This window comes from Mesorhizobium sp. CA7 (genome assembly GCF_020165015.1).
GTDB lineage: Bacteria > Pseudomonadota > Alphaproteobacteria > Rhizobiales > Rhizobiaceae > Mesorhizobium.
In genome coordinates, this window is record NZ_JAIUHH010000002.1 from 132,343 (window position 1) to 146,363 (window position 14,021).

Genomic DNA, 14,021 nt, shown 5'->3' on the forward strand with positions numbered 1-14,021 from the left:
TTATTCCGGGAATTTCGAGACGATGATGAACATCACCGTGCCGGCAAGCATGGTGACGAAGGAATAGGTATAGAGCGACAGCGCGAAGGGCTGGAACAGCATCAGGAAGCCGATCGCGATGATCGCGGTCGCGATGTTTTCCATCAGGCCGCGCCTTGCCCAGACGGGCCAAGAGGAGCGCTTGGAGGCAACAGAGCGGTTCATGCGTTCCTCCCTTCCTTCTCGTTCAAGGGGAGAGATGGTTGCCAGGTGGTTCCCCCACTCCGTCGCTGCTTCGCAGCGCCACCTCTCCCCCCTCCGGAGGGAGAGGAAAGGAGCCTGGCTGAATGAAGTTCGCGCCCTTCCTCTACCCCGTCGATCGGGGGAGAGGTGTCGAGCGAAGCTCGACGGAGTGGGGGTCGACTTATTCCCACACTAGTCATTTGCGCACCGCGCCGAAGGTGATGCCGCGCAAGAGTTGCTTGCGGAGCAGGATGGTGAAGACGAGGATCGGCACCAGGAAGATGGTCGTGCCGGCGGCAACCGCCGGCCAGTCCTGGCCGCCCTCGCCGATGATGGTCGGGATGAAGGGCGGCGCAGTCTGCGCCGTGCCGGAAGTGAGCAGCGCTGCGAACGCGTATTCGTTCCAGGCAAAGATCAGGCAGAAGATGGCGGTCGCGGCGATGCCGGTCGTCGCCTGCGGCAGCACGGTGCGCCAGAAGGCCTGCAGCCTGGTGTAGCCGTCGATCATCGCGGCCTCTTCATATTCGCGCGGGATCTCGTCGATGAAGCCCTTCAAGAGCCATACAGCCAGCGAGACGTTAACCGCGGTATAGAGCAGGATCATGCCGAGCGCGGTGTCGGAGAGGCCGAGCTCGCGATACATAAGGTAGATCGGAATCGCCACCGCGATCGGCGGCATGAAACGCGTCGACAGGATGAAGAACAAAAGGTCGTCGGCCAGAGGCACCTTGAAGCGCGAGAAGCCATAGGCCGAGAGCGTGCCGAGGAACACCGCGCAGAAGGTCGAGCCGAAGGCGATGATCAGCGAATTGACGAAGCGCGGCAGGAAGTTCGACGGCCCGGCGATCACCATGTTGCGCTTGCGCACGGTCTCGTCGCAGAAGCCGGTCGCCGGTCCGAGCGACTTGATGTAGTCCGGCGTCTGCCTTGTGCGGGTCGTGAACAGGTTGCAATAGCCCTCGATGCTCGGCTGGAAGACGATCTTCGGCGGATAGGCGATCGAATCAGGCGGCGTCTTGAAGCTGGTGGCGAAGATCCACAGCAGCGGCACGATCGAGATCAGCGCATAGGCTATGATGATCGTGCCGGCGATCAGCTTCGCGTTCGACGAGGGCGCGACGACGGAATGGGCGGTGGTCAGGCTCATCTCTGCTTCACCTTGTTGAGCGCCTTGACGTAGATGTTGGCCAGCCCGAACACGGCGACGAACAGGATGATGGCGAAGGCCGAGGAATAACCGGTGCGCCAGCTCTCGAAGGCCTGCCGCTTCAGCGTGATCGAGGCGACTTCCGTGGTCGAGCCGGGTCCGCCGCCGGTGAGCAGGTTGACCATGTCGAACATCTTGAAGTTCTCGATGCCGCGGAACAGCACCGCCAGCATGATGAAGGGCAGCGCCATCGGCAGCGTGATCGACCAGAACTGCCGCCAGTTGGAGGCGCGGTCGACCTCGGCCGCCTCATAGATGTATTCGGGGATGGAGCGCAGGCCGGCGAGGCAGATCAGCATCACGTAAGGCGTCCACATCCAGGTGTCGACGATGATGATCGCCCACGGCGCCAGCTCGACATTGGACAGCATCTGCACATTCGTCGGCGGAATGCCGGTGACGAATGAGACGACATAGGAAAACAGCCCGATCTGCGGCTCGTAGAGGAAGCGCCAGAAATTGCCGACCACCGCCGGCGACAACATCATCGGTACCAGGATGATGGTGGTCCAGAAGGCGTGGCCGCGAAACTTGCGGTCGATCAGCCAAGCCAGCGTGAAGCCGATGACGGTCTGCAAGAGGATCGTCCAGAACACGAAATGCGCCGTCGTCTGCATGGCGATCCAGATGTCCTGGTCGCCGAGGATGCGCTGGTAATTGGCGAGCCCAAGGTTCTTCACCGCCTCGTTCGGCCGGTTGGCGCGGAAATTGGTGAAGGAGAGATAGATCGCCCAGAACAGCGGGAAGATGTTGATGGCCAACAGCAAAAGGATCGTCGGCGAGATGAACAGCCAGGCGAGGCCCTTGTCGCTGATGCCCCGGATCTTCTTGGCCAACGGTTCCGGTGTTGCCCGGGCAACGTTGTCCGCAGTCCGATCGAGCATGGTAAGTCCTGCTTCGGTCACGGGTAAGTCTCGACTGTGGAATTTATCTGAACTGCGTCCCGTGCCAAGGGCGGCACGGGACGCGTGAATCAAGCTCGGGAGGAGCCTTACATCTTGCCGTCGTCCTGGAAGACCTGCGTCCAGTCCTTGACCAGCCCGTCCAGCGCGTCCTTGGCCGAGCCCTGGCCGGCCACGACATAGTCGTGGAAGCGCTTCTGCGAGGCCTGCAGCAGCGGCGCGTAGCTGGGTTCCGCCCAGAAGTCCTTCACGATTGCCATCGAGTCGAGGAAGGCCTGCGCATAGGGCTGGCTGGACGGGAACTTCGGGTCCTTGACCACGGAGTTCAGGCAGGAATAGCCGCCGAGCGACCACCACTTGGCCTGCACATCCTTGTTGGCGAACCACTTGATGTATTTCAGCGCCGATTCCTGCTTGTCGGAATAGGAGACCACCGAAATGCCCTGGCCGCCGAGCTGCGCGAACTGGTCGCCGTCGGGACCCTTCGGATTGACGAAGTAACCGATCTTGTCGCCGCCGACATTCTCGTCCTTCTGCAGACCGGGCCAGGTGAAGGCGAAGTTCATGTGCATCGCCACCTGGCCGGATTTGAAGGCGTCGACACCTTCGCCCATGTAGCTGTTGGAAGCGCCGGGCGGCGTGCAGCAGTCGTAGAGCGCCTTGTAGAATTCCAGCCCCTTCACCGATTTCTCGGAGTTGACGAAGCCTTCCATCTCGTAGGGCTTCTTCGGGTTCTCATATTGGAAGCCGTAGCTGTAGAGCACGTCCATGGCGCCCATGGTGATGCCTTCCGAGCCGCGCTCGGTATAGATCGAGGCGCCATAGACGGTCTTGCCGTCGATCTGCCGCTTCTGGAAGAATTCGGCGATCTGCTTCAGCTGGTCGAAGGTGGTCGGCGGGGCGAGGTCCCAGCCATACTTCTCCTTGAATTCTTTCTGCAATTCGGGTCGCGAGAACCAGTCCTTGCGATAGGTCCAGCCGACGACGTCGCCCATGGCCGGCAGGGCCCAGTAGTTCGGCGTGTTCTTCGGCCATTCCGAATAGCCGACCACGGTCGCCGGCACGAAGTCGTCCATGCTGATCTTCTCCTTGTCGAAGAAGTCGTTCAGCTTGACGTAGTGGCCGTTCTCGGCGGCGCCGCCGATCCATTGGCTGTCGCCGATGATCAGGTCGCAGAGCTTGCCGTGCGAGTTGAGCTCGTTGAGGAAGCGGTCGGCGTAGTTGGTCCATGGCACGAACTCGAATTTCATGCCTATGCCGGTTTCCTTGGTGAAGTCCTTGGACAGTTCCACGAGCGCGTTGGCCGGATCCCAGGCCGCCCAGCACAGCGTCAGGTCTTCCGCATGCGCGACGTTCGAGACGGCTGTCGACGCAAAGATCGCCGAGGCCAGTCCCAACGCCAGTTTCAAGGTCGATTTCATGCCTTACCTCCCATTTGCGAAACGCGTCCGGATGACGGTTTCAAGAGCCCTCAACCCTCGCTCCTCCGAGGGGCCCAAACACGGCGGGCGAATGCACTGCCCGATGTTTAGTAATTTGTTTAGTGATGCGCTTTTTACTAAACAACGCAAGCGAATTCGTTGCTGCGCCGCAGCATGGCGAAATGCGTCATTGAAATCATTGGGAAATGATCGCCGGATCTGGGTCCTGCTGACGTCAGCTGGCCGCGTTGGCGGGGCCCGGACCTGTCGTCACACCGGCCGGATCGGCGGAGCCGGCGGCAGGAGCGCACGTATGTCAGCGAAGGGGAAGGTCGGCTCGAAGCGGAAAGCCTCGGCCAGCGCGCCGGGTGCGCCGTTGCACTGTCCGGCGCGAAACTCGTTCTGGAGGCGCGCCCTGTGCACATAGTGCTCCGGACTCTGCGACTGGTGCGCGAGGATCGCTTTCGCCTTGATGTCCCAATGATGCGAAATCTCGACATAATGCGTCGGCGAAAAGCCTGTGCCGCCGAGCGTATCGGCATGCAGCACCGGCACCGCGAAGGATGCGGCGAGCCGCACGCCGTCGGACAAGGCGCGGTGGTCGCCGTGATAATCGGAGGGCGCATGGGTGATAGCGAGGTCGGGCTTCACCTCGCCGATCAGTGCCTTCAGCGCCGCAATGAACGCGGCATCGGCGACGAGCTGCCCGTCGGGAAAGTCGAGGAAGCGCGGCTCGACGCCGAGCAGGCCTGCCGCCGTGGTCGCTTCCTTGCGCCGCAAGCGGGCAAGCGCCTTGGGGTCGCCCGTGCCGCCCCTGGCGCCGTCCGTGGCTACGGCGAAAGTCAGTTCTGCGCCTTGCGCGGCATAGGCGGCCAGCGTACCGAACATGAATATCTCGATATCGTCGGGATGTGCCCCCAGCGCCAGTATCTTCACGTCTCTCTCCCGGAAATGGAATCGTGCCGAACGGAATCCTGCTCGCACTTCTCGCTTACGCAAACTATTCGTTCAGCGACGCCGTCATCAAGGGTCTGGGCGGGCAGTTCACCGTCTTCGAGATCGGCTTCTTCATGACCTTGTTTGCCGGCTGTTTCCTCTTCTTCACCCGGCCGAAGGAGGAGCGCTGGCGCGATTTCTGGCGCACCGGGCGGCCCTGGGCCGTGCAGGCGCGCGCTTGGGCCGGCATCGCGTCGGGCGTGCTCAGCGTCTATGCCTTCACCACCATTCCGCTGGCGGAGGTTTACGCGCTGCTCTTCCTGGCCCCGTTGCTCGTCACCGTGCTTTCGACCGTCATCCTGAAGGAGGAGGTCGGCCCCTGGCGGTGGCTTGCCGTGGTCGCGGGCTTCGCCGGTGTCATGCTGGTGGTGCGGCCGGGCTTCCGCGAATTGCATCTTGGCCATCTCGCCGCCTTCGCCAATGCCTTCGTCGCGGCGACCATCGTCATCCTGATGCGGTCGCTTGCCCAGCAGGAAAAGCGCACGACCATGTTGGGCTCGCTGATCGGCTATGGGCTGCTCTTCAACGGGGTCGGCGCGGTCGCGACGTCATTTACGCTCCCCAATCTGTGGCAATTGGGCTGGCTGGTCCTGGGCGGCCTGTTCACCGCCGGCGGCCAATTGCTGCATCTCCTGTCGGCCAAATACGCGCCCGCAAACCGCATCGCCCCGACGCATTATTCGCAGATCGTCTGGGCCGTCATCCTCGGCGCGATGTTCTTCAGGGAATATCCCGACGCGATGACGCTGGTCGGCCTTGCAGTCGTCGGAGCCTCGGGCCTCCTCACCATGGTGCGCGAGGAAGTGCGGCTTGGCACCGTGCGCTGGAACCCGTTTACGCGTGCCCGGCTTTGACCGGCATAGGCCCGACAGTTTGCACTGGGACCGCGACCGCTGATATGCGGGCGAAATGACGACGAAACCCTTGCCGGAGCTTCCGGTCACTGCCGTGCTGCCGGCGCTCGGCGAAGCGCTCTCGCGGCGCAGCAGCGCCGTGCTGGTGGCGCCGCCGGGCGCCGGCAAAACGACGCTGGTACCGCTGGCGCTGCTCGACGCGCCTTGGCTCGGCGAGGGCCGGATCGTGCTGCTCGAGCCGCGGCGGCTCGCCGCCCGCGCCGCTGCCCGCCGCATGGCCGAATTGCTGGGCGGGGAGCCCGGCGGCACGGTGGGCTACGCCATGCGCATGGAGAACCGCACCTCGGCGCGGACAAGGATCCTGGTCGTCACCGAAGGCGTGCTCTCGCGCATGATCCTCGACGATCCGGAGCTGCCCGGCGTCTCGGCGGTGATCTTCGACGAATTCCATGAACGCTCGCTGGACGGCGATTTCGGCCTGGCGCTGGCGCTCGATGTGCAGGGCGCATTGCGGCCGGACCTGCGCCTGCTGGTCATGTCGGCGACGCTCGACGGCGCGCGCGTGGCGAAGCTTTTGTCGGCAGCGCCGGTGATCGAAAGCGAGGGCCGCGCCTATCCGGTCGAGATCCGCTACGACGAGCGGCCGGCAGGCACGGCGATCGAAGACGCCATGGCCAGGGCCGTGCGCGCCGCTTTGGCCGGCGAGCCGGGCAGCGTGCTTGCCTTCCTGCCTGGACAGCGCGAGACCGAGCGCACCGCCGAGCGGCTCGCGGGCAACGTCGCGGCCGACACCGACATCGTTCCGCTCTATGGCCAGCTCGACAACAGGGCGCAGGACGCGGCGATCAGGCCGGCGCCGGCCGGCCGCCGCAAGGTGGTGCTGGCGACCTCGATCGCCGAGACCTCGATCACCATCGACGGCGTGCGCGTCGTCATCGATTCCGGCCTGTCGCGGCTGCCGCGCTATGAGCCGGCAAGCGGTCTGACCCGCCTGGAAACCGTGCGCGTCAGCAAGGCCTCGGCCGACCAGCGCGCCGGCCGCGCCGGCCGCACTCAAGCCGGCGTGGCGGTGCGCCTGTGGCGGGCCGAGCAGACAGCGTCGCTTCCCGCCTTCACGCCGCCCGAAATCCTCGAGGCCGATCTGTCCGGCCTGCTGCTCGACTGTGCCGCCTTTGGCGTCGCCGATCCGTCGAGCCTTTCGTTCCTCGATCCGCCGCCGGCGCCCGCTCTCAACGAGGCGAGGATGCTGCTCAAGGCGCTGCATGCCATCGACGATGCCGGCAGATTGACCGAGGCGGGCGCCGCCATGCGCAAGCTGGCGCTGCCGGTGCGCCTGGCGCATATGGTGGCCGAAGCGGCGAAGAGCGGCCACGCGCTCGAAGCAGCGACGCTTGCCGTGCTCTTGACCGAGCGTGGGCTGGGCGGCGACAGCGCCGATCTGGAGCGGCGTCTGATCCGGTTTCGCGGCGAGAAATCCCCTCGCGCCAATGCCGCCAGGCAGCTCGCCGCGCGTTTGGCCGGGCAGGCCGGTGGCCGCCGGGGCGGCGAGACGGCCTCTGCAGGCGCCCTTCTGATCCACGCCTGGCCGGATCGCGTGGCAAGGGCGCGCGGCGAGCGCGGCCGCTTCGTGCTGGCCAACGGCTCAGGCGCCATGGTCGATGCCGCCGATCCGCTCGCCAATGAAACCTGGCTAGTGGTCGCCGACCTGCAGGGCAAGGCGCAGAACGCCCGCATCACCGCCGCCGCTCCGGTCGGCGAAGCCGATATCCGCACCGTCCTTGCCGATCGCATCGAGACAAAGCGTGAGACGAGCTTCGACCGCGAGCGCCGCGCCGTTCGCATGCGCGAGACCGCACGGCTCGGCGCCATCACGCTTTCCGAGCGTATGTTGCCGGCGCCGTCAGGCGCCGACGCAGACCGCGCCATTCTCGACGCCCTGAAAGAGCACGGCCTGTCTCTGCTCGACTGGGGCAAGGAAGCGGAGGCGCTGCGCCAGCGGCTCGGCTGGCTGCATCTCGGCCTCGGCGCGCCCTGGCCCGACGTTTCGGACGAAGCGCTTGTCGAGGGCCTCGATGATTGGCTCCTGCCGTTTCTCTCCGGCGATGCCTCTTTCGCCGCCATCAAGCCGGCGACTTTGTCGTCGGCGCTGATGGCGCTGGTCCCGCACGACCTGCAGCGCAAGGTCGACGCGCTGGCGCCGACCCATTTCGACGCACCGTCCGGCAGTCACGTGCCGATCCGCTATGACGGCGAGTGGCCGGTGCTTTCGATCCGCGTGCAGGAACTGTTCGGCCTCGACCGTCATCCGGCGATCGCAAACGGAACCGTTCCGCTGACGCTCGAATTGCTGTCGCCGGCACACCGCCCGATCCAGACGACGCGCGATCTCCCCGGCTTCTGGCGCGGCTCCTGGACGGATGTGCGCGCCGACATGCGCGGCCGCTATCCAAAGCATGTCTGGCCGGAAAACCCGCTGCTGGCCGCCGCCACCAGCCGCGCCAAACCGCGCGGGACGTAAGCTTGCGCAGTAGCTTTGGCGGCCAGCTCGCGTTAGCGGACGGCGTAGGTGGGCGATTGGCGCAAACATCCATCACGTCGTCATCCACGGGCGAAGCACGGAGCGAAGCGACGCGCGCAGACCCGAGGATCCATTCCGCGATGTCGACGCGTTGCCACAGTTCAGAATTCCGCTCCGCTGCGCTCTACCGGTAACGGAATGATCCTCGGGTCTTCGCTCCGCTTCGCGTCGCTCCGCCCGTGGATGACGAAGGCGCGAAGCCTCGGCCAATGGCCGAGAAGACGATGAAATACCGGCTGCCAACCGATCAAGTCGCTCTTATAGGGCTACTAGCGCTTACCCTCCCGCGGCTATAATCGTAAGTCGATGACCAACATCCTGCGCGCGCCCGATTCCCAGCAAAGCCAGCGGCTGCGGCTCAACACGCTGATCCGTCTGCGCTGGCTGGCGATTGTCGGGCAGAGCCTGACCGTGCTGGTCGTCGCCTATGGCCTGAAATTCCCGCTTCCGGTGTCGATGTGCTTTGCGCTGATCGCCTGCTCGGCCTGGATGAATCTGTGGCTCACCTTCCGCTATCCGGCGGCGCATCGGCTCACCCCGCTTTCGGCCTTCGTGATCCTCACCTTCGACGGCGTCCAGCTCACCGGCCTGCTCTACATGACGGGCGGCCTGACCAATCCGTTTTGCGTGCTGCTGTCGGTGCCGGTCGTCATCTCCGCCGCTTCGCTGCCGCTGCGGTTCACGGCCATCCTTGGCGCGTTGGTCATACTGGCGGCCACGCTTCTGGTGTTCTTCCATTTGCCGCTGCCCTGGTATGAGGGCTCGCCGCTGCCGATGCCCTTCATCTATGTCGCCGGCATGTGGATGGCTGTGTTTGCCTCGATCGCCTTCACCGCCATCTATGCCTTCCGCGTCGCTGCGGAAGCGCGCCTGCTCGCCAATGCGCTGGCCGCCACCGAACTGGTGCTGCAGCGCGAGCAGCACCTTTCGGCGCTGGACGGGCTGGCGGCGGCGGCCGCGCACGAGCTGGGCACGCCCTTGGCCACCATCACCGTCGTCGCCAAGGAGATGGAAAAGGCGCTCGGCAAGGATCCGAAATATGGCGAGGACGTGAAGCTCTTGCGCTCACAAAGCGAGCGTTGCCGCGAGATACTGAAGCGGCTGACCAGCCTTTCCTCGGAAGGCGAAGCGCATCTGTCGCGCATGCCGCTCACCTCGCTGGTCGAGGAGGTGACGGCGCCGCATCGCGATTTCGGCATCTCGATCCGGCTGCGGCCCGGCGAGCGCATCGGTCCCGAGCCGGTCGGCCAGCGCAATCCCGGCGTCATCTACGGGCTCGGCAATCTGGTCGAGAATGCCGTCGATTTCGCCCGCAACGCCGTCACCGTCAGCTGGAGCTGGGACGATGAGAAGGTCATCTTCTCCATCACCGACGACGGGCCGGGATTCCCCGCCGAGATCATCGACCGCATCGGCGAGCCCTATATGTCGACGCGCCAGGGCACTGAGGCCGGCGGCGGCCTGGGGCTCGGGCTGTTCATCGCCAAGACCTTGCTGGAGCGTTCCGGCGCCACCATCGATTTCCGCAATTCGAGCGGGCTCGGCGAAGGTGCAGTGGTGCAGATCTCCTGGCCGCGCGGCCTCTTCCTCAACCAGGAACAGGCCTCGGCCACCATGTTCGACAATGCCTAGCGCAATTCCAGAAAAAGTGCGCAGCGGTTGGGCTCGGCAACTTCGCCGCAGCTTTCCGTCCGGAATTGCGAAACGGTGAGAAAGCCTTGCAATTACCGCATGGCAGCTCTGTTGCCGGCTCTAAAAATTGGACATTGCCTTTGCAGGACTGTATCTGCGTAAAAGTGAGGCATGTCGCCTAAAACTGTGCAGCGGCTTGGGGAAGACGATATGCCCGGAAACAGGGATCGGACGGGCCTTCGCCAGGGTAGGTTTCGGCGCGGCGCGCCTCAGGTCAGTGGGATGCCGATAAGATGAGCGGAGACGAAACGACTGGCGCTATGGTCGAGGGCGAGGACACCTCGCTGCTCATCGTCGAGGACGACAAGCCGTTCCTCACCCGGCTTGCCCGCGCCATGGAGACACGGGGGTTCGTGGTCGAGACGGCGGAGAGCGTGGAAGAGGCGGTCGCCAAGGCGCGCGCCCATCCGCCGGCCTATGCGGTTGTCGACATGCGGCTCGGCGACGGCAACGGCCTCGATGTCGTCGCTGCCATCCGCGAGAAGCGCGACGACGCCCGCGCCATCATCCTGACCGGCTACGGCAACATCGCCACGGCGGTGACGGCGGTGAAGCTCGGCGCCATCGACTACCTGTCCAAGCCGGCCGACGCCGACGACGTCTTCGCCGCGCTTACCCGCACCTCCGGCGAGCGCGCCGCGCCCCCGGAAAACCCGATGTCGGCCGACCGCGTGCGCTGGGAGCACATCCAGCGCGTCTACGAAATGTGCGACCGCAACGTCTCCGAGACGGCGCGCCGGTTGAACATGCATCGCCGCACCTTGCAACGGATACTGGCAAAGCGCGCGCCGCGTTAAACGAGTGTCGTCATCCTAGGGCGAAGCAGGAGCGAAGCTCCGTCGCGAAGACCCTGGGATCCATTCCGTGACCCCGGCCACAGAACGCAGCGGAGCGGAATTCTGCACCGTTGGCACCGCTCCGATGTAACGGAATGGATCCTCGGGTCTGCGCCGCGTCGCTTCGCTCCTGCTTCGCCCGTGGATGACGAAGCGACGGGCGTTTCGGCCAACTGCCGAAGCAGGCGATCTGTCAATGTGAATTCGAACGCTTGCTTCGCCAGCCGGGCTGCGCATCATACGTTATAGGTTCCGGCCGTCAGGTCGGGGTGACGGGCGGAGGGACCATGCAAGATAAGCGGCCGAAATCGATCTTGCGTGAATTCCTCGATGGCGAGGCCGCCGGCGGCATCATCCTGATGATGGCCGCAGCCCTTGCGCTGATCGTCGCCAACTCGCCTTTGGCCGAAACTTATTTCGCCGTCCTGCACGCCTATCTCGGGCCGCTCAGCGTATCGCATTGGATCAATGACGGGCTGATGGCGGTGTTCTTTCTGCTGGTTGGGCTCGAGATCAAGCGCGAGATGCTGGACGGACAGCTCTCGACCTGGCCGCGCCGCGTGCTGCCGGGCATCGCCGCCGCCGGCGGCATGGCGGTGCCGGCGCTGGTCTATGTCTTGATCAACCGCAACAATGCGGCAGCGCTCTCCGGCTGGGCGATCCCTACCGCCACCGACATCGCCTTCGCGCTCGGCGTGCTCTCGCTGCTCGGCAGCCGCGTGCCCGCGTCGCTGAAGGTCTTCCTCACCGCTCTTGCCATCATCGACGATCTCGGCGCCGTCATCATCATCGCGCTGTTCTACACCAGCGGCCTGTCGCTCGCTTATCTGGCCGCCGCCTTAATCGTCATCGCCTTGCTCGTCGTGCTCAACCGCATGCAGGCCATGAAGCTGTGGCCGTATCTCCTGCTTGGCGTCGTCTTGTGGGTGCTGGTGCTGAAATCGGGCGTGCATGCCACGCTGGCCGGCGTCGCCCTGGCGCTCACCATCCCGCTGGAGCGTTCGCCCGGTATCGGCCACGAAACAGAACATTCGCCACTGCATAGGCTGGAACACGGCCTGCACAAGCTTGTGCCGTTTCTCGTCATCCCGATCTTCGGCTTCGCCAATGCCGGCGTCTCGCTCGGCGGCCTGAGCCTTGCAGCACTGGTTGAGCCGCTGACGCTTGGCGTCGCCGCCGGCCTTGTGCTCGGCAAGCTGGTCGGCGTCTTCGGCTCGTCGGCGCTCGCGATCCGGTTTGGCCTCGCCGACCTGCCGGCCAATGCCGGCTGGTTGCACATGCTGGGCATTTCGCTGCTTTGCGGCATCGGCTTCACCATGAGCCTGTTTATCGGCCTGCTTGCCTTCGCCGGCGACCCGGCGCTGCAGGACGCAGTGAAGGTCGGCATCCTCGCCGGCTCGCTGATTGCCGCCCTCTTGGGCGCCGCCATCCTGCTCATGGCGCCGGCGGGCGGCGGAGCGGAAGAAGATCTGAACTAACCGCGAGGTTCCGGCGGCAGACCGAAGGCTGGAAACAAAGCGGGGCCGAGCGGCGGGACATAGATCGTCAGCGAGGCGATCTTGTCGCCGGCGGCTTCGAGGACATGCAGCGAATGCGGCTGCCACATGGAATTCTGGCGGCCGAGCGCGTAGACGCCCACTGCCGGCTGGGTGTTGGCGCCGATAGCCACCGCGCGATAGCCGGCAAAATTGCCCCAGACGCTGCCCAGGAAAGCGCCGATCGCCGGGCGTCCATGATACCATTCCCGCCATGGCGGCATGTGGTAGATGGCGTCCTCGCGCAGCAACTCGACGAGTCCGTCGAGATTGTCGGCCTGCCAAGCCTGCATGTAGCGTTCGAGCAGCACGCCTTCGTTCGCGTTGGGCCGCGACCGCTGCGGCGGGCGCCCCTGCGGGTAGCGTTCGCCCAGCGTCGCGCGGGCCCGCTGCAAGGCGCTGTTGATCGAAGCGATCGACCCGCCCAACAATTGCGCGGTCTCGATGGCGGACCATCCGAGCACATCGCAAAGCAGCAAGGCCGCGCGCTGCCTCGGCGGCAACAGCTGGATTGCCGCCACGAAAGCGAGCCGCACCGCCTCGCGGGCCTCATAGCGCGCTTCCGGGCCGGGCCTGTCATCGGCGATGTCGGGCAGCTCGGCGTCCGGATACGGCTCCAGCCAGGCGAGCTCCGTGGCCGGGCCGCCGGTCGCTCTGCCCTCAGAGGCCGGCCGCTCGGGTTGCTCAAGAATGCGCCGCGCCAGCGAGCGTGCCTTGATCGCATTGAGGCAGCTGTTGGTGGCGATCGCGTAGAGCCAGCCGCGCGCCGAGCCGCGTCCGTCGAATTGCGACCGCGCGCGCCACGCCTTTAGGAACGTCTCCTGGACGAGATCGTCCGCCTCGTTGAGCGAGCCCATCATCCGATAGCAATGAAGCTTCAGCGCGCGGCGATGGGCGACGGTCAGGCGCTCGAAGGCCCGCCGGTCGAGGGCCGGCTGGCCTGGCCGGCCCAAAGGCTCGATAGGGCCGGAAGCGTCAGTCATGGGAGCCCGGGGAGCTGAATTCGGCCACCATCCTGCGCGTCTCATGGCGCCGCCGCAAGGCCGCTGCCGCTTACGGTGAAGGAGCTGCCCTGCGGCTTGCCCGTCGCGAGCTGGATCACAGCCTGTCCGACATCGGCCGGCGTCTGCATGTCGCTCATGCTGGCCAGGAAGTCGGCCGGGCGGATGCCCATATAGGCCGCGATGCCTTCAATGCCGCGATCGCCGACCCCGGTGCCCGGCATGATGCGGGCCGGCGAAAGCGCCATGAAGCGCACGCCGAGGCCGAGGCGGTCCGATTCCTTCTGGCAATGGCCGGCCAGAAATATCTGCATGCGCTTGGCGCCGGCATAGCCGCCGGAATTCGGCGGACCGCCGCTGAAGGCGGCGCCGCTGGCGATCAGCAGCACACGGGTTCCAGGCTTGAGCCGGCCCTTGAGGGCTTCCCGACAGAACAGGAACGATGCCTTGACGTCCATCTCCCAGTTCGCCGAGAAGGCCTCCCAGCTTTGCTCCTGGATCGGCGCCGAAGGGGCGAGCGCGCCCGCGCAGACCACCAGCACGTCGGGTGCCAGCGCATCGAAAACTGCTTGCGGCGCGTCTTCCGCCGTCGCGTCCGCGCTAAGGGTTTTCAAGCCTGGGCGTTCCCAGGCGAGCTGCTTCAGGTCGGCGCCGCCGCGGGCGACGGCAAGCACGGTCGCTCCCGCGCCAAGCGCTGCTTCCACGATCGAGCGGCCGACACCCCGGCTGCCTCCGACCACGACGACATTCTGATTTTGCAACGGCTTCATTTGATCA

The 14,021-nt window shown here is 65.3% G+C and carries 12 protein-coding genes; 5 read left to right on the forward strand and 7 right to left on the reverse strand.

Going from position 1 to position 14,021, the window contains the following annotated elements:
* The 5 genes from LB552_RS05385 to LB552_RS05405 all read right to left on the reverse strand — a co-directional run bounded on the left by LB552_RS05385 (position 1) and on the right by LB552_RS05405 (position 4,688).
* Entirely contained in the window at positions 1-204 is a 204-nt protein-coding gene (locus LB552_RS05385; RefSeq protein ID WP_224545107.1) for a hypothetical protein, read from the reverse strand.
* Positions 205-418: 214 nt separating this feature from the next.
* Positions 419-1,369, reverse strand: a complete 951-nt coding sequence (locus LB552_RS05390; protein WP_140544069.1) for a carbohydrate ABC transporter permease — start codon at positions 1,367-1,369, stop codon at positions 419-421.
* Positions 1,366-2,313, reverse strand: a complete 948-nt coding sequence (locus LB552_RS05395) for a carbohydrate ABC transporter permease (protein WP_140544131.1) — start codon at positions 2,311-2,313, stop codon at positions 1,366-1,368. The genes LB552_RS05390 and LB552_RS05395 overlap by 4 nt, the downstream gene beginning before the upstream one ends.
* A 107-nt stretch (positions 2,314-2,420) precedes the next feature.
* Positions 2,421-3,752: an ABC transporter substrate-binding protein gene (locus LB552_RS05400; protein WP_041001246.1), complete on the reverse strand. Its 1,332-nt coding sequence runs from the start codon at positions 3,750-3,752 to the stop codon at positions 2,421-2,423.
* Between the two features lie 270 nt (positions 3,753-4,022).
* Complete coding sequence (locus LB552_RS05405) at positions 4,023-4,688, reverse strand: PIG-L deacetylase family protein (RefSeq protein WP_224602504.1); 666 nt, start codon at positions 4,686-4,688, stop codon at positions 4,023-4,025.
* Positions 4,689-4,711: 23 nt separating this feature from the next.
* On the opposite strand from LB552_RS05405, the gene LB552_RS05410 reads away from it, so the two are divergent.
* The 5 genes from LB552_RS05410 (at position 4,712) to nhaA (ending at position 12,186) form a co-directional block, all read left to right on the forward strand.
* Positions 4,712-5,602: a DMT family transporter gene (locus tag LB552_RS05410; RefSeq protein WP_224602506.1), complete on the forward strand. Its 891-nt coding sequence runs from the start codon at positions 4,712-4,714 to the stop codon at positions 5,600-5,602.
* A gap of 55 nt (positions 5,603-5,657) precedes the next feature.
* Complete coding sequence (gene hrpB, locus LB552_RS05415) at positions 5,658-8,120, forward strand: ATP-dependent helicase HrpB (protein WP_224602508.1); 2,463 nt, start codon at positions 5,658-5,660, stop codon at positions 8,118-8,120.
* Positions 8,121-8,486: 366 nt separating this feature from the next.
* Positions 8,487-9,812 carry an ActS/PrrB/RegB family redox-sensitive histidine kinase gene (locus tag LB552_RS05420; protein WP_176476965.1) on the forward strand — a complete coding sequence of 442 codons (1,326 nt, stop codon included), beginning with the start codon at positions 8,487-8,489 and terminating at the stop codon, positions 9,810-9,812.
* 293 nt (positions 9,813-10,105) lie between these two features.
* Complete coding sequence (locus LB552_RS05425) at positions 10,106-10,669, forward strand: ActR/PrrA/RegA family redox response regulator transcription factor (RefSeq protein ID WP_127227806.1); 564 nt, start codon at positions 10,106-10,108, stop codon at positions 10,667-10,669.
* Between the two features lie 326 nt (positions 10,670-10,995).
* On the forward strand, positions 10,996-12,186 hold the full coding sequence (nhaA, locus tag LB552_RS05430; protein WP_224602510.1) for a Na+/H+ antiporter NhaA: 1,191 nt from the start codon (positions 10,996-10,998) through the stop codon (positions 12,184-12,186).
* Here nhaA and LB552_RS05435 read toward each other — a convergent pair.
* Positions 12,183-13,226, reverse strand: coding sequence for an RNA polymerase subunit sigma-70 (locus tag LB552_RS05435; RefSeq protein ID WP_224602512.1), 1,044 nt, complete (start codon positions 13,224-13,226; stop codon positions 12,183-12,185). The two genes, nhaA and LB552_RS05435, sit on opposite strands and share 4 nt — an antisense overlap.
* 41 nt (positions 13,227-13,267) lie before the next feature.
* A complete protein-coding gene (locus tag LB552_RS05440) occupies positions 13,268-14,014 on the reverse strand; it encodes an SDR family NAD(P)-dependent oxidoreductase (protein WP_224602523.1) in 747 nt (248 codons plus the stop codon).
* Between the last annotated feature and the right edge of the window lie 7 nt (positions 14,015-14,021).